This window comes from Arundinibacter roseus (genome assembly GCF_004348825.1).
GTDB classification, from domain to species: Bacteria; Bacteroidota; Bacteroidia; order Cytophagales; family Spirosomataceae; genus Arundinibacter; species Arundinibacter roseus.
In genome coordinates this window covers 134,942-150,320 of the sequence record NZ_SMJU01000012.1, presented here as the reverse complement: position 1 = coordinate 150,320, position 15,379 = coordinate 134,942, and the positions used below count along the sequence as shown (strand labels likewise).

15 protein-coding genes are annotated in these 15,379 nt (G+C 45.2%); 12 read left to right on the top strand and 3 right to left on the bottom strand.

The genetic code is table 11. The features are described 5' to 3' along the window. Nucleotides 1-36 precede the first annotated feature (36 nt). The 3 genes from nuoB to EZE20_RS18450 all read left to right on the top strand — a co-directional run bounded on the left by nuoB (nt 37) and on the right by EZE20_RS18450 (nt 1,797). Nucleotides 37-579, top strand: coding sequence for an NADH-quinone oxidoreductase subunit NuoB (nuoB, locus tag EZE20_RS18460; RefSeq protein WP_132120436.1), 543 nt, complete (start codon nt 37-39; stop codon nt 577-579). Nucleotides 580-724: 145 nt separating this feature from the next. Further along, complete coding sequence (locus tag EZE20_RS18455) at nt 725-1,081, top strand: hypothetical protein (RefSeq protein ID WP_132120434.1); 357 nt, start codon at nt 725-727, stop codon at nt 1,079-1,081. 188 nt (nt 1,082-1,269) lie between these two features. Continuing rightward, nucleotides 1,270-1,797 carry a ferritin gene (locus tag EZE20_RS18450; protein WP_132120433.1) on the top strand — a complete coding sequence of 176 codons (528 nt, stop codon included), beginning with the start codon at nt 1,270-1,272 and terminating at the stop codon, nt 1,795-1,797. Between the two features lie 52 nt (nt 1,798-1,849). Here the strand turns inward: EZE20_RS18450 and EZE20_RS18445 are convergent, their stop codons facing one another. Together EZE20_RS18445 and EZE20_RS18440 are read right to left on the bottom strand one after the other, a co-directional pair. Further along, complete coding sequence (locus EZE20_RS18445; RefSeq protein WP_132120431.1) at nt 1,850-2,110, bottom strand: (2Fe-2S) ferredoxin domain-containing protein; 261 nt, start codon at nt 2,108-2,110, stop codon at nt 1,850-1,852. Nucleotides 2,111-2,168: 58 nt separating this feature from the next. After that, nucleotides 2,169-4,565, bottom strand: coding sequence for a hypothetical protein (locus EZE20_RS18440; protein ID WP_132120429.1), 2,397 nt, complete (start codon nt 4,563-4,565; stop codon nt 2,169-2,171). Between the two features lie 219 nt (nt 4,566-4,784). Here EZE20_RS18440 and EZE20_RS18435 point away from each other — a divergent pair, with 219 nt between their 5' ends. The 4 genes from EZE20_RS18435 (at nt 4,785) to EZE20_RS18420 (ending at nt 10,625) form a co-directional block, all read left to right on the top strand. Further along, nucleotides 4,785-5,306: an NADH-quinone oxidoreductase subunit C gene (locus EZE20_RS18435; RefSeq protein WP_132120427.1), complete on the top strand. Its 522-nt coding sequence runs from the start codon at nt 4,785-4,787 to the stop codon at nt 5,304-5,306. A 58-nt stretch (nt 5,307-5,364) separates the two neighbouring features. Beyond that, nucleotides 5,365-7,059 carry a hypothetical protein gene (locus EZE20_RS18430; protein ID WP_132120425.1) on the top strand — a complete coding sequence of 565 codons (1,695 nt, stop codon included), beginning with the start codon at nt 5,365-5,367 and terminating at the stop codon, nt 7,057-7,059. A 198-nt stretch (nt 7,060-7,257) separates the two neighbouring features. Further along, nucleotides 7,258-10,101, top strand: a complete 2,844-nt coding sequence (gene carB, locus EZE20_RS18425; RefSeq protein ID WP_132120423.1) for a carbamoyl-phosphate synthase large subunit — start codon at nt 7,258-7,260, stop codon at nt 10,099-10,101. A gap of 230 nt (nt 10,102-10,331) precedes the next feature. Further along, a complete protein-coding gene (locus tag EZE20_RS18420) occupies nt 10,332-10,625 on the top strand; it encodes a Bor family protein (protein WP_132120421.1) in 294 nt (97 codons plus the stop codon). Nucleotides 10,626-10,951: 326 nt separating this feature from the next. Here EZE20_RS18420 and EZE20_RS24120 read toward each other — a convergent pair whose 3' ends face one another. Then, nucleotides 10,952-11,110 (bottom strand): hypothetical protein, encoded by a 159-nt coding sequence (locus tag EZE20_RS24120; protein ID WP_165933521.1) that lies wholly within the window; start codon nt 11,108-11,110, stop codon nt 10,952-10,954. Between the two features lie 82 nt (nt 11,111-11,192). On the opposite strand from EZE20_RS24120, the gene EZE20_RS18415 reads away from it, so the two are divergent. From EZE20_RS18415 to EZE20_RS18395, 5 genes are all read left to right on the top strand, one after another. Then, on the top strand, nt 11,193-12,845 hold the full coding sequence (locus EZE20_RS18415) for a glycoside hydrolase family 13 protein (protein ID WP_165933520.1): 1,653 nt from the start codon (nt 11,193-11,195) through the stop codon (nt 12,843-12,845). Nucleotides 12,846-12,890: 45 nt separating this feature from the next. Then, complete coding sequence (locus tag EZE20_RS18410) at nt 12,891-13,268, top strand: iron chaperone (protein WP_132120417.1); 378 nt, start codon at nt 12,891-12,893, stop codon at nt 13,266-13,268. 87 nt (nt 13,269-13,355) lie between these two features. After that, entirely contained in the window at nt 13,356-13,874 is a 519-nt protein-coding gene (locus EZE20_RS18405; RefSeq protein ID WP_132120415.1) for a hypothetical protein, read from the top strand. Nucleotides 13,875-13,888: 14 nt separating this feature from the next. Continuing rightward, nucleotides 13,889-14,542 (top strand): TatD family hydrolase, encoded by a 654-nt coding sequence (locus EZE20_RS18400; protein ID WP_165933519.1) that lies wholly within the window; start codon nt 13,889-13,891, stop codon nt 14,540-14,542. Between the two features lie 6 nt (nt 14,543-14,548). Then, nucleotides 14,549-15,367: a tRNA threonylcarbamoyladenosine dehydratase gene (locus EZE20_RS18395; RefSeq protein WP_132120411.1), complete on the top strand. Its 819-nt coding sequence runs from the start codon at nt 14,549-14,551 to the stop codon at nt 15,365-15,367. Nucleotides 15,368-15,379 lie beyond the last annotated feature (12 nt).

The window sequence follows — 15,379 nt, the reverse complement described above, 5'->3', positions numbered from 1 at the left end:
TTTTCTCCAAAAATTTACTCTACAACAAATAAAGGTATGGTCATGGAACAACCAAAAACCGGCGAGGGCGGAATCATCCTGACAAATGCCGAAGATCTCATGAATTGGGCCCGGCTTTCGTCCCTATGGCCGATGGGTTTTGGGTTGGCCTGCTGTGCCATTGAAATGATGGCAAGTTTTGCGTCCCACTACGACCTCGAACGCTTCGGCATTTTTCCCCGACCTTCGCCCCGACACTCCGACGTGATGATCGTAGCAGGTACGGTTACCTTTAAAATGGCGGACCGCGTGCGGCGCTTGTACGAGCAAATGCCCGAGCCCCGTTACGTAATTTCGATGGGAAGCTGCTCAAACTGCGGCGGACCGTACTGGGACCACGGCTACCACGTCGTCAAAGGTGTGGATCGCATCATTCCGGTGGATGTATACGTGCCCGGCTGCCCGCCACGGCCCGAAGCGCTGATTGGCGGTTTCATGAAATTACAGGAAAAAATTCGTCGCGAACATCCGCTTGCTCCTACCTACCTCATGGAAATTATGGCGAATGAACCCGTTGCGGCCCAATCACCGGCCGTTTGATGGTATCAGTTCGATCTTCCTTATTGGGTTTTCTGACTTTCGTTAAAAAGTGATTCAAATCATTTATTTAGAATTAATTTAAATAAATATTGCAGAATACTGTTTCGGTAGTTAATTTCGCCCTGACAAAAAAATACGCCAACCCATGCATACACAAATAACCGACGGAAACGAGTTGTACCGAACGCCAAAGGGGCGGTCGTGGCAATGTGACGTGACCAACCGGGTGTATATTCAGTTTGAAGGCACCACAATTGCTTTCAAAGTGCAGGATTTTTCCTCTTTTTACCGAAAAGTGGTGGCGGTTAATATTCACGAAATGATTTTCAATCTTTCAGATCAATACGATTTTGAACGCATTGAAGCTCCGCAAAATGGCGTTTCGCTTAAACTTACGCTCTGCGAAATCCTCCAATTACGTGACCTCCTCGACGGCACAAAATTTGCCTTAAAACTCAACAGCCTGCTTCACGAAGTATTCGGTGAAGTCTCGATGGCCTGATCATTTCTTATTTAGTAGATTTTACCTCTTCTGATCTGAGGATGAAAGAAAATCTCTTTCATTTTAGACTAATTCCATATTCGGACCCTTTTGCTAGATTTGAAACTTTTTACCCTAATTTAGCGGTATTAGTTACGTAAGACCGTTTCAAAAAGGCAATTTTACTTTAACCAGCAAAACGAAAATCCATGAAAGATTTAATGAGACTTCATACTTCTTTGAAAGAAGAAATCGAGATTATACTGAATGCGCAGTGCAAAATTGAATCGGATGCATCGCAAAAATACCTCGCGATGGCTTCCTGGCTGGATCGTAATGGATTCGAAAAATCAGCCGGCTATCTGTACGCACAGGCCGAAGAAGAAAGAGAGCATTTTCTCAAAATTTTCCATTACATCAACGAAGTTGGCGGCACGGCCGTAACGCCCGCAATTGGCGAAGTGCAGCAGGAATTTACCTCGTTTAAAAGTGTGTTTGAAATTGCACTTCAAAACGAAATAGCGGTGACGCACGCCATCAACCGCATCATTGCCAAATGCCGCGAGGTAAACGACTATGCTACCGAAGAATTTATGATGTGGTACGTAAAAGAGCAGCGTGAAGAAGAGCACAACGCCCGCCGCGTACTCGAACTGTTTGATATTATTGACGCCGATAGCGCCACGGGCCGATTTGTAATTGACAAAGAAATTGCAAAAATCGGTTCGCCTGAATAAGACAAACTTTATGCAAAAAAACGGGAATCTGCGATCAGGTTCCCGTTTTTTTTTAGTCCATAATAAACTCTTCAAATAGCTTTTTCACATCCCGCTCGCTCACTTCCGCAAACCATCGGTTGGCCGGTTGAAAACACAAAATCGGCGCGTGTTTGCAGCGATCGGTACATTCTATCCGCACAAGTTCGACCTCGTTTTTAAGATCATTCTGCTTGATTTCCTCTTTAAGCCACTTCCGCACATCGCTGTGTCTTCCGCACTTTTTGCCATCACAAACAAATATTGTTTTTTCCGGAAAAGTTAATTTTCCCATAGCCGTTCCCTGATGTTTAGTGGTAATGAAGCTAACAAAAAATGACCTGTTAAGTTCGTTAGTTTGTTGTTTTCAGCACTTTGTTAAGCTCTTTCCAGGTTTCAGAATCACGCAGCACGGCCTCCATATATTGCACAGCCTGCCTCCCAACCAACCGCGCCAACGGTGGCTGCACAAAGCCATACGGATTGCCGCGAGTCAGTTTCAGAATTTTTTCATTGCTCTTCATGATCCGCAATTCGGTTTCAGGGTCTAACACAACGGACTTGGCTTTCAGAAGATTACAGATGTCGTTTTTAGTAACATAATATGGCAAATGAATCTGTACATAATTTTTATCCGATGCATATTTACTCATTAAATAGGAAGGCAGGAAAGAAATTGACGTAACGGTCCCTACTATTGACCCAAATTCTCCTGATTCTTTTTCCATTTTCAGAATCCGTCCGTTTTTTAGTAAAAACTTGATGTATTCTTCCCGGGAATTGATAATTTGAATAAAAATCCGTCGATTTTTTCGGGTTGAATCCGAAATTGCGGTCGAATTAAAAAGTGTCTGATCAAAGTCTTTCAGACTCAGCATTCCTGAATTCTCAAAGTAACCTCCATCAATAAAATGCCCCTTTCCCTGCACCTTTGCTGCGGGACTAAATACAGGGAATCGATTGGTACAGGAAGCAGCATATAAAAATGGTAGCGATTGTGTAGAGTTAGGGAAGCTTAGCAGATCCGTAGAATCAAAGAAAGTAGTATCGAAGGTATCTTTTGACATCCAGACAGAACAGGCAATGCCCCGCTGAATGTGCGTTCCGGCGGAGTTGCCAATCAATGCCGGAAAAAATTTATTGGCGCCCCGTTGCTTCAAATATAACCCAGCCCAAAATTCCCGAAACGACGATTGTAACATGCTCGTATCAGCTTCAATGAAACCATCATAACCCGCCATCGCTCGTTTGGCACGGTCTTTCGGACTGCCCATCCACTCAAAAAATTTCCCTGGCAACAGCTCATAGATCAGGTCGCGGCCCAACAGAAAAGTCAGATCAAGGCTGAGAAAATTGGTACTTCCCAGCTTCACAATATCTTCATGATGAGTGCCCATACCTTTATTTTGAAAACCGGTAAACACCGCATGACCAATAGCTCCTCCCGAGACACCCGACATGGCAACGGTCTGATCCAAAATATTTTGCCCTTGAAAACGAGTCAGCGAATCGAGAATCAACTGATTCCAGATGTTGGCTTTCAAACCTCCTCCAAAAGAAGAAATATAAAAAATAGTGGATTTATTTTTAAAATGCGCATTTACATCCTTTGCGAAAGTGGCTTGTGAAATTGTACGGGCCGGATTTTCCGGAATCGTTTCCAGCAGATGCAGATTGTTGCCAATAGTTCCGGCCACTATGGCCCACACGATAAGCAGCGGCACGCGCTTTGGCAGTAGCCACACAAAAAAGAATTTCCCTGCACGACTTTTGTATTTTATCTCAGGCTGTCGGTAGTAAAAATAATGTTTGAGTGGAATGATAAAAAAGCCATATAGCAGAATGCATTGAGCCAATAGAATAACAAGAGGATTGAAGAAAAAAACGGCCCGATGCGCTATCAGAATAATACTTAAACTAAAAAAACCACATCCAGCTATGGCATACAAAAAATGCAGATCATTGCCCAAAACAGAACTTTTTCTGAACAACCGAATGGCCGAATAAAATACCGCTGAACTGTACATGAAGGCATAGAAGCCCCCAAAAGTATAGCCTGACCATCCGAAGTTTTGGATACTAAAAGCCGTTGCCACAAGCGTTAAAAACCAGAAGACAAATGTTGCCCGAATGAGGTTTTGTTGATGCCGCTTGGTTTTATTTGCAAATGTTGCAAAAAGCAGCCGGTAGCTGCCCAGGCAACTGACCACGTAGAGGGCAATTTGACCCCATTTCCAAAGCATTATATTTTTTTCCTGTCCCGAAAAAAGAAGTACCGTCCGGGCGTGCACCTGCACCAAAACGTAAAAAACAGACATTAGCAGCAGCAATCCCCAAAGATTGCGCAGGTGAGCAACCAGAAAAGTGGCGAATGAATCTCTTTGCTGCTGACGTACTTTCTGCTGATTTTCATGATCTTTATACGTAATAAATCCCCAGCCCCAGGCAACTTTTTTCATTTGCCACTGAATGGTCCCGGGATGGTCGCTTTTGTATTCAAGATAAATGGGGTAATGCGACAAAATGAACGTAAGACTGAGAAGCAGCCCTGCAAATAGTAAAAAATTAACCGGAAACGTTAGGCTCTCATATTCAGACGTATCCAGCAAATCAATCAGGATAGTATCGCTTTGGTCCAAAGCAGTAATAAACACCAAAAGTGCGCACATGAGCAGGCTAATGCGGGATGCGCTCAGAATACTCATCAGCCGGGACTGGCGATTTTGCAATTTTTGCAGCAAGAATTTCATACGTTGGGAGAGTTTAGGAAGGTTGGATGGTTTTTAAGTAAAAGAAGAGTTAATAGTAAAAATAACTTCCTGATTTTCAAACCATTTTTTATCCGTTGGTATAGGTAATTTTCAGGAAAGCTGGTTTTTAAAAAAAAATATGCTGTCTGATGTTGCGTTCAAAAATCAACATTGAATACGCAACTGCTACAAACCCACGGATTGATTAACTTTGTAGTTATGAACTTTACAGACATCTGCCACGTACTCACCAGCCATTTTGGCGAGGATTTACTTCTTGAAACTGCTGAACAGGCAGCTCAGCCATTTCTGGTCATTCCAACCAATCGCCTTGCCGACGTTGGAGAGTTCCTGTTTTGCGATGAGCGGCTTTATATGGATTATCTGGCCAATGTTACGGCTCTTGACAACGGCCCGACGGTAGGTACGCTGGAAGTGATTTATCATTTTAACTCCCTGGTGTATGGTCATACGCTGGTGCTCAAAGTAGTCGTCCCCCGCAACAATCCGCCGGAGCCGTTGCCTGTGGTTCCGTCGCTTACGCACCTTTGGCGTACCGCCGACTGGCACGAACGCGAAGCCTTTGATCTGATGGGGATTCATTTTGAAGGACATCCTGATTTACGCCGGATTCTGCTTCCAACCGATTGGGAAGGTCATCCGCTGCGAAAAGATTATGAAGAACAAAATACGTATCACGGCATTACAGTTAAATACGAAAACCGAAATACGCCCGAGTAAACTCCGGCACGAAGTTTATGAAGTGTTTTCCATGAGTTTAATGAAATGAATTAGGAGTATGAAAAAATATTTTTTGACGTGGATCTTTACAGCAACCTTCCTCATCAGCGGTATCATTCCCGCCTTCGCTCAGCCTGACTCCGTTGTCATTACAGGGCGCATCCAAAACCTCACCCCGGCTCTTTACCGGCAGGCGCCCGTGCTGACGTTTACGCGCAACAACCTGCTGCAACCCCAAAGTGAACTTACCCGATTGGCACCTTTGCAGGCCGACGGGTCATTTCGGGTAGCACTGCCTTTAATTTATCCGCAGGAAGAAGTGTATCTGGACTACGGCGGCAAAGTGTATACTACGTTTCTGGCTTCTCCGGGTACGGTCCAACTGACTTTTGACGCCGATTCGCTGTACAACGCATCCCGCCTGTTTTACTTTGCGGGAGTTAATGCGCAAGCCAATAATCAATACATTCAATACTTAGCCGAAGAAGCCCGACTGTTTAAAGAAAACAAACGGAATGGAGAGGCATTTATGAATACTTTTTTTCATCTGAATCCCAGTGAAGCACAACGAGCCTTAGAACGGCGGGCAGAATTGCGACTTTCGGCCTTGCTCGTACTGTCACAAACGGGCGGTGCAGCTCCCGAACTGCGAAACTGGATTAATTCAGTGGTACTGGATGAACAACTTACCTTGCTTTATGACTATTCGCTGGCCAACGATGTGGCCGTTTCCGCAATCAAGGATAGCCTGAACCGCCTGACGCAGGGAGTTATGTCTTTTCAACGAGTGCAGTGGATGGATCGTTTGGGTGAATATGCCGACCGCCAAATGGAAAAAAAGCTGTTCTACAATCCGACACAGGCAAAATCACTGCCCATAACTAAACTTGCCACTTTGCTCAAAACCTATGGCCGCGAGCTTAGTGTTGCTGATTTGCAACGCCTTGATGCGATTATTGAAGAAGGAAGCGCAACGAGCGAAGGATTGGATTTTTTGAGTGCGCTCTACCGCAAAAACCGTCGGACGATGGATCTGTTGACAATGATCGAGAAAAAAGACCGGACTTTTGATGAAGAGCTGGGAGCCTCCGCAGCCGCCCTGCTCAATGCCCGGGCTTTTGTTCAGGGTTTTTATGAACTTTCGCTCGACGAGAAAACCCTGCTGCATACGTATTTACAGGAAAAAATTAACGAAAGAACCACGCAGCTTTCTCTGGACGAGCTGTATCAGCTGGAAGTAAAAGATAGCGTGTACATCAAAGCCGTCCAGCATCGCAACGATCTGAAAGCAGCACCTACGGAAGTACTGAGCGGCATTTGGATGGCCAAATCAGAACAAAACGGCGGTAGCTGGTTCAACGACATTCAGAAGTTATATCAGGGCAAAACCCTGTATGTGATCAAATGGAATTTACTGGATCAGGCCAGCCGAAGTCAGATTTTGTACGCACCTGCCCTGCGGGCGCAACTACCGGCTGACGTTGAGTTTTTGTATGTTCATTTACCCAATGCCGAATTGAACGACAAAGAAGACCTGTGGAAACAATACATTGTTCGAAATAAAATTAAGGGGATACACCTGTACATCAATGAGTCGCAGGCTACGCAGTTGCTGTTCAAACTGAATCCGCTGGCGTTTCCCTCTTTCGCCATTATCCGACCCAATGGCAAATATTTCAGCCGCAATGCCCCCGCGCCCGACAACGGTCAACAAGCTGCCGAAGCGCTGCTGAAAGCACGACAAACCCGTTAACAAAAGGTCCGGTCACTAGAAACACCGGGCCTTTTTTATATTTTATCTACCCAAATCCGGTTCTGTGCATTAACTTTGTGGAATTTTTGGGCGTACCCCTCCCGGCAAGTGCTTTTTCAAATTCTGAAAAAGTCGGGAAATACGCCCGGAAAGTAAGAAAAACATACGTACTACCTATTCAAAAATTTTTCTACTACTGTGCCAAAAAATCCGAATATCAAGTCCATTCTTATCATTGGTTCAGGTCCTATTGTCATTGGCCAGGCCTGTGAGTTCGATTATGCCGGTTCGCAGGCAGCCCGGTCGTTGCGGGAAGAAGGAATTGAGGTCAGCCTCATCAACTCCAACCCGGCCACGATCATGACCGACCCCATCAATGCCGATCATGTGTACCTGCTTCCGCTCGAAAAAAAGTACATCGTCGAGATTCTGGAAAAGCACAAAGCCTCAGGAAATCCAATTGACGCCGTTTTGCCAACTATGGGAGGCCAAACGGCGTTAAATTTAGCTATTGACTGTGACAAGGCCGGTATTTGGAAAAAATATGGCGTTGCCATCATCGGGGTTGACATTAAGGCTATCGAAACCACCGAAGACCGCGAGAAATTTCGTCTGAAAATGCTGGAAATCGGCGCCAATGTGTGCCAGGGCCGCACGGCCCGTTCGTTTTTGGAAGGAAAAGAAATTGCGCAGGAGATCGGCTTTCCACTCGTTATTCGTCCATCCTATACCCTTGGAGGAACCGGAGGTGGTTTTGTCAATAAAGCCGAAGACTTTGACCGCGCCCTCACCAACGGCCTGCACGCCTCGCCTGTACATGAAGTACTGGTTGAGCAAAGTGTGATGGGCTGGAAAGAATACGAGCTGGAATTGCTCCGCGATGGCAACGGGAACTTCATCATCATTTGTTCGATCGAGAACTTTGACCCGATGGGCGTTCACACCGGCGATAGTATTACGGTAGCCCCGGCCATGACGCTGCCTGATACACTGTATCAGAAAATGCGCAACCTGGCCATCAAGTGTATGGCCGCCATTGGAGAGTTTGCCGGCGGATGTAACATTCAGTTCTCCGTTAATCCGGAAAACGATCAGATCATTGTCATCGAGATTAACCCACGGGTATCGCGGTCTTCGGCGCTTGCGTCAAAAGCTACGGGCTATCCGATTGCTAAAATTGCCGCAAAAATGGCGATTGGCTATAATCTTGACGAACTAATCAACCCGATTACAGGCACTACTTCGGCCTTTTTTGAACCCAGCATCGACTACGTAATCGTAAAAGTGCCCCGTTGGAATTTTGACAAGTTTCCAGGTGCTGACCGCTCGCTAGGTCTGCAAATGAAATCGGTTGGAGAAGCCATGGGCATTGGCCGCAACTTTCAGGAAGCATTGCAGAAAGCCTGTCAGTCACTCGAAATTCGTCGCAATGGCCTGGGTGCCGACGGTCGTGAAGTTCGGGATCAGGAAAAAATCAAGCATAGCCTGGCCAACCCCAGCTGGGACCGCCTGTTCCATATTTATGATGCGTTCAAAATCGGACTTTCCTTTAAGTCAATTCAAAGTTTAACCAAAATTGACCCCTGGTTTTTACGGCAAATTGAGGAATTGATTGAACTGGAAAACGAGGTTCAACGCTACGAATTGGACACTCTGCCACACGAGCTTATGCTCAAAGCCAAGCAAAAAGGCTACGCTGACCGGCAGTTGGCGCATTTGCTGGGTGTCAAAGAAAGCAAGGTGTATGACCGTCGCAAAGAATTGGGAATCAAGCGTGTGTACAAATGTGTAGATACCTGTGCCGCGGAGTTTGAAGCCAAAACTCCCTACTACTACTCAACTTTCAATACATCACAAGAGATGCCCGACAACGAGTCGATTGTGAGTGACAGAAAAAAAGTAGTGGTGCTTGGCTCAGGTCCCAACCGCATAGGGCAGGGCATTGAGTTTGACTACTCATGCGTGCACGGTGTATTGGCTGCCAAAGAGGCCGGCTACGAGACCATTATGATCAACTGTAACCCCGAAACGGTTTCGACAGATCCGGACATTTCGGATAAACTCTACTTTGAACCGGTATTCTGGGAACACGTGTTTGACATAATCGAACACGAAAAACCCGAGGGAGTTATCGTGCAGCTTGGCGGCCAAACCGCGCTGAAAATGGCCGAAAAACTCGAAAAATACGGTGTAAAAATTATCGGCACCAGCTACCACTCACTCGACTGGGCCGAAGACCGGGGCCGCTTCTCGGCGCTTTTGCAGGATTTAGGTATTCCGTATCCTAAGTTCGGAACCGTGCGTACGTCTGATGCTGCTGTCGAACTTTCGCGTTCGCTGGGCTTTCCGCTGCTGGTTCGGCCAAGCTATGTACTGGGCGGACAAAGCATGAAAATCGTGATTAACGAGCAGGAACTGGAACAGCATGTGGTCAAGATTCTGCACGATATTCCTGACAACAATATCCTGCTTGACCACTTTCTGGAAGGTGCCATTGAGGCCGAAGCCGACGCCATTTGTGATGGTGAAGATGCCTACATCATTGGCGTCATGGAACATATTGAGCCCGCAGGAATTCACTCCGGCGACTCACACGCAGCCCTGCCTCCCTTTGATCTGAGCGAAGATGAAATCCGTCAGATCGAAGAGCATACGCGAAAAATTGCCCTCGCTATGAGCGTGAAAGGACTCATCAATGTGCAGTTTGCCGTCAAAAATGGCATTGTGTACGTGATTGAGGCCAATCCAAGAGCTTCTCGTACGGTGCCTTTTATCTGCAAAGCGTATCAGGAACCTTACGTAAACTATGCGACCAAGCTGATGTTGGGAGATAAAAAAGTTTCCGACTTTACTTTCAACCCAGTCAAAAAAGGATGGGCAATTAAGATTCCGGTTTTTTCTTTCAATAAATTCCCGAATGTAAATAAGGAACTCGGTCCCGAAATGAAGTCAACCGGCGAAGCCATCTATTTTATTGATGACTTGCAGGACGATTTCTTTCAGAAAATCTATGCCGAGCGAAATATGTATATGAGCCGGTAAGTGCAGTTTTGTTTTGCTGATAAAAAAGCCTCCGCTGATGTGGAGGCTTTTTTTATGTTGTAACCATCTTAAACGTTTTTCAAATTAGTTTTTTTAATATCTTTCCGCCCTTTGGAATATTTACCTGTCATTCTACAAGTAAAACTTCCCAATGGAGTCCAGAAACCATGCAAACGGGGCGAAACTGAAAAGCCAAATGAGTAAGAAAATTTTTAATTCTTGTGATGAAAATGAAAAAAATCCTCCTGAGTCTTGCTCTCGTAGCAGGCATGTCCATGTCTTTATCTTCCTGTTACACCTACACCGTTGTGGTAGGTAAAGGCTCACAAACGGGCGTGGAAGTTAAAAAAATGAATCATTATTTGATCTATGGTCTAGCCCCGGTTGGTGTGGCAGATCCCAAAGTACTTGCCGGTGGAGCAACGGACTATGATGTAACAATCACACATACATTTATAGATGGCCTGATCAATGCCATCACGTTCGGAATTTATACACCTACCACCACGATTGTAAAAAAATAACGATTCTCAAAAAAAGGCAGTCCTGTCCACTTATGGATGGGACTGCCTTTTTTACAACATATGGAAATGAAAAAATTATCTGCAATTATAGGCATAGTACTTATTCTGTACTCAGTTATTTCAACAGCGCAATACGCCATGCATTACTCGTTACTTTCTGAGTATGGCAAAGGATTCGTTTGGGGTAAACTTCTGATTTTATCTATCGGTATCGCGCTACTGTACTTTGGTTTAATTCCAAAAAAGCTTAGTTCAAAAAAATAGAACAGCCTGAAAATTTCGCATTTTACAAACAATATCAGACTTAATTTCTCTCACTTAAAACCTTAATCAACCAATTTCCCTGGTTGCGGACGCGTCTCTTGTTTTCCTGCTTCAAAGACAGCTTTTTCTTGGTTTTTATTTAAAAAAATAAGAAGGAAATGTATTTTTAAGAAATATAAACCTATTTCAGCACTCTCCTTAGACACATTAATTTTGACCATGATGAAAAATTACATCACCAGCATCTTCCTTCTTCTTGTTCTGGGACAATGCACACAACATGCCGAAACCACTCAGAAATCCATGATAAAAAAAGAAAACTGGTGGAAAGAAAGTATCATTTATCAAATCTACCCTCGCAGTTTTAAAGATACCAACGGAGATGGCATTGGCGATTTGAAAGGTATTGTTGAGCAATTGGATTATATCCAAAACCTTGGAGTTGATGCTATTTGGCTGAATCCGATTTATAGCTCGCCTAATGAAGATAACGGCTACGATGTCAGTGACTATCGAGCCATACAGCCTGATTTTGGCAGCATGGATGATTTTGATACACTACTTGCTGAAATGCATAAACGCGGCCTGAAATTGATTATGGACGTTGTCGTCAATCATAGCAGTGACGAACACGAATGGTTTAAACAATCGAGAAGTTCCAGAACAAGCCCCTTTCGACAGTACTATCATTGGTGGCCCGCCGAGAAAGGAAAACCGAACTATCGGTATAGCTTATTTGACACCAAAGGCGATGCCTGGAAATATGACTCGCTGACTGATGCCTATTACCTACACTATTTCTCACAAAAACAGCCTGATTTAAACTGGGAAAACCCCAAACTTCGGCAGGAGATTTACGACATTATGACTTTCTGGGCAGAAAAAGGAGTTGATGGGTTTCGTTTAGATGCCTTTCAGTTTGCAGCAAAGGATACCACCTTCCCGGCATTTCCCACAGGTTTTGAGAAGAATTTTATTGATTATTATGCTATGCAGGAAGGTCTGCATCTTTATTTAAAGGAAATGCATAAAGAAGTTTTTTCTAAGTATGATGTCATGAGCGTAGCGGAAGGCGCCGGGAGAAATTTTAAGGATGCTCACGAACTTGTTGACGAAGATCGAAACGAGCTTAACATGGCATACGCTTTTGAGGGTGTAGATCTCGCAAAATATGAGGGGTATTCGTTGGTAAACTTTAAGAAAGTTTTTTCTCGTTGGGACAGTGCTTTTTCTGAAAAAGGCTGGTTGTCAATTTTCCTTGCAAACCATGATCAGGCCCGGCTTGTCAGCCGGTTTGGAAATGATAGCCCTGCCTATCGCGAAGCCTCTGCAAAACTTCTCAATACGTTTATACTCAGCATGCGGGGCACGCCATACTGCTACTATGGCGACGAATTGGGAATGACCAATCAGACATTTAAGCGCATTGATCAATACCAGGATATTGCCGCGCGAAATGGGTATCAGAAGGCATTGGCCGAAGGAGAAGACATGGAGTTGTATATGAAAAAACTCAATTTTGGTTCGAGAGATCACGGCCGTTCACCCATGCAATGGAATGCCTCTGCACAGGCAGGCTTTACGAATGGAAAGCCCTGGTTGCCGGTCAATCCAAATTTCAAGAAAATAAATGTTCAGTTACAGGAAAAAGACCCAAATTCTGTTTTGAATCATTTCAAAAAGATGACCGCTCTGCGAAAAGAAAACCCCACGCTGGTGTATGGCCGTTATACTCTGCTGTCTCCCGATCACCCTGCTATTTATGCCTATACGCGTTCGTGGGAAGGCACTCAATTTCTGGTTCTTCTGAATTTTTCAGATCAAGCGTCCAGTCTAAACCTCCCAATGGATATATCTGATGCTCAACAGCTTATTTCTAATACTGATCAGCTTGTCCGCAATGGCACTGCTGTTACTTTGAGTCCGTATCAATCGGTAATTCTAAAAATCAAGTAATGAATTTTACCCAAATAAGTACTTACGGTTCTTTTACCTAAACACATGGAAACTAGCCTGACCACAATTGAGGAGTACATCGCCCGCTGTCCCGAATCTGTGCAGCCACTCCTGCAAATTGTCCGTCAAACCATCCGGGGAGTAGCTCCTGAGGCAACTGAAACCATCAATTATGGCATACCGACTTTTGTTCAACACGGCAACCTTGTCCACTTTGCAGCTTGTAAAAATCACCTGGGTTTTTATCCGGGTCCCTCAATAATTAAGGAGTTTGCAAAGGAGTTGGCCCCTTACACGACATCCAAAGGCTCGGTTCAGTTTCCATACACAAAGTCGCTTCCACTCGACCTGATTGCTCAAATTGTTCAGTTCAGGGTAGAGGAAAATGTGTATAAGTTTTCGAAGAAAGTGAAGAAGAAATAAGCGGGAAGAAGGGGTGCATTTTGTGGGCAAATAACATTTTATTATTTCAGTAATTATTCCAAATCATTTTTCCTGTAAAAAAACATTATGAAATCAATTCTCCTATTTTTACCTGCCCTGCTTTACCTTACTTCCTGCACCGAAACTGGCGGCACTGCCAAGGCGATTACTTCCTCCGAAAAAACTAGTAATGCACCTGAAAAATCAACAGACGCCGCAAAGACATGGTTAATAAAGGCAATAGAAGGACATTTTAATTCGGAAAATTTTCCGATGGAAAAAATAACAACGCCGACCTATGTCGAGTATAAATCTGACGCCACCAATGTAGACATGGATGGAGGACTGAGTGTGGAGGAATTTACAAAAAAATGGAAATCGACCTTTAACCCGGCTTTGGCTGGGATCGGAACTGGATTTTTGATTTCCGGGCAGGATTATGGGAAAATTAAGGTTACAAGCTGCGTTCTGATTAAGGAGTTAAATGAAAAACGGAGACTATACAAGGTCATACTTGATGACCCGGAATTAAAAGAAAGCTATACCCGGGAAATTTTGGTTGGACGTAACGGTAACTCTTTTTTGATAGAAGACGTCAGGGAGTAATGTACCAAAAAGCAATGACCTACCCCGACTTCCATACTCATTCAATTCCCTCTGTCGGAATGTATAATTGGATGGTTGACGAATGGCTGGCAGACCCCAAACCGCCTTCCGCCCTGGTGTCAGTAGGAATCCATCCGTGGTATGTTGCTGCTCATGAACTGAATGTACATTTGCAACGGCTCGAAGAGATAGCCGCGCTGCCACAGGTGCGCTGCATTGGCGAGTGTGGGCTCGATCGGCTCCAAGGGCCGGCACTGCCGCTGCAGACAGAAGCGTTTCGGGCGCAGGCGCTTTTGGCAGAAGAAGTTCAAAAACCAGTGGTTATCCATTGTGTACGGGCACATCAGGAACTACTTGCGCTGCACGCTGCCCTAAAACCTGACGTGCCCTGGATTCTGCACGGTTTTGTACAGAAACACCAAACGGCGCTTCCATTCATTCAACACGACTTTTACTTTTCTTTCGGGGCGGCTTTGCGTAATCCGCAGTCGTCGGCAAGTCGGGTGTTGCCGCTTATTCCCATGAACAGGGTTTTGCTGGAAACCGACACCGCTGACTGTTCCATTCAACAGATTTATGAAGCGGCCGCAGAGCGGCTTTCTCTCCCGGTAGAAGTGTTGGTTGAAAAAATCTTCACTACATTTGCCGCTATTTGTGGAAAATTTTAACAATTCATGCAAGATTTAACCTGGCTGTCGCGCACGCAATTGCTTGTGGGCGAAAATGGAATTTCTCAGCTTCAAGCGGCTCATGTCCTCATTGTCGGGCTGGGGGGTGTAGGCTCTTTTGCGGCAGAATTTTTAGTTCGTGCCGGTGTGGGAACGCTCACAATTGTGGATGGCGATGTAGTAGACCCTACCAACCGAAACCGGCAGCTACCTGCCCTTGCCACCACGCACGGCCAACTGAAAGCCACGCTCATGACGGAGCGGCTTCTCGCCATTAATCCTGAACTGAACCTGACAACGATCTCCGAGTTTTTGACCCCCGACAAAATCGAGGAGGTACTATCGCTCGCATCGTATACGTACGTCATGGACTGCATCGATAGCGTCACGCCAAAACTTATCCTGCTGGCAAGCGCCTATAAGAAAGGTCTGCCGATTGTGAGTTCGATGGGTGCAGGCGGAAAGATGGACCCGACCTGCCTCAAAGTCAGTGACTTGTTTGACACCTATCAGTGCGGATTTGCCTACTATATCCGCAAGCGCCTTCGGCGGCTCGGGGTGGATCGGGGAATCAGGGCAGTGTTTTCGACCGAAGAAGTGCAGGAAGATTCGCTGATAATGACCGATGGAAGCAATTTTAAACGTTCAGCTTACGGGACGATTTCGTACATTCCAGCGGCCTTTGGCGGTGTATGTGCGTCGGTGGTGCTGCGCGAATTACTGCAACGCCCGGTGGCATTGGCACAAAACCCGCTGATAAATTCGAAAAAAGAAACGAAACGCCGAAATAAAATCCAACCGGACGAAATGAAGGAAATTTGGTAAACAGCTAAAAAA

Bases quoted from the DNA above. Each gene is read 5' to 3' on its own strand.
- nuoB (WP_132120436.1), top strand. From the start codon at position 37: ATGGTCATGGAACAACCAAAAACCGGCGAGGGCGGAATCATCCTGACA.
- EZE20_RS18455 (WP_132120434.1), top strand. From the start codon at position 725: ATGCATACACAAATAACCGACGGAAACGAGTTGTACCGAACGCCAAAG.
- EZE20_RS18450 (WP_132120433.1), top strand. From the start codon at position 1,270: ATGAAAGATTTAATGAGACTTCATACTTCTTTGAAAGAAGAAATCGAG.
- EZE20_RS18445 (WP_132120431.1), bottom strand. From the start codon at position 2,110: ATGGGAAAATTAACTTTTCCGGAAAAAACAATATTTGTTTGTGATGGC.
- EZE20_RS18440 (WP_132120429.1), bottom strand. From the start codon at position 4,565: ATGAAATTCTTGCTGCAAAAATTGCAAAATCGCCAGTCCCGGCTGATG.
- EZE20_RS18435 (WP_132120427.1), top strand. From the start codon at position 4,785: ATGAACTTTACAGACATCTGCCACGTACTCACCAGCCATTTTGGCGAG.
- EZE20_RS18430 (WP_132120425.1), top strand. From the start codon at position 5,365: ATGAAAAAATATTTTTTGACGTGGATCTTTACAGCAACCTTCCTCATC.
- EZE20_RS18420 (WP_132120421.1), top strand. From the start codon at position 10,332: ATGAAAAAAATCCTCCTGAGTCTTGCTCTCGTAGCAGGCATGTCCATG.
- EZE20_RS24120 (WP_165933521.1), bottom strand. From the start codon at position 11,110: ATGGTCAAAATTAATGTGTCTAAGGAGAGTGCTGAAATAGGTTTATAT.
- EZE20_RS18415 (WP_165933520.1), top strand. From the start codon at position 11,193: ATGATAAAAAAAGAAAACTGGTGGAAAGAAAGTATCATTTATCAAATC.
- EZE20_RS18410 (WP_132120417.1), top strand. From the start codon at position 12,891: ATGGAAACTAGCCTGACCACAATTGAGGAGTACATCGCCCGCTGTCCC.
- EZE20_RS18405 (WP_132120415.1), top strand. From the start codon at position 13,356: ATGAAATCAATTCTCCTATTTTTACCTGCCCTGCTTTACCTTACTTCC.
- EZE20_RS18400 (WP_165933519.1), top strand. From the start codon at position 13,889: ATGACCTACCCCGACTTCCATACTCATTCAATTCCCTCTGTCGGAATG.
- EZE20_RS18395 (WP_132120411.1), top strand. From the start codon at position 14,549: ATGCAAGATTTAACCTGGCTGTCGCGCACGCAATTGCTTGTGGGCGAA.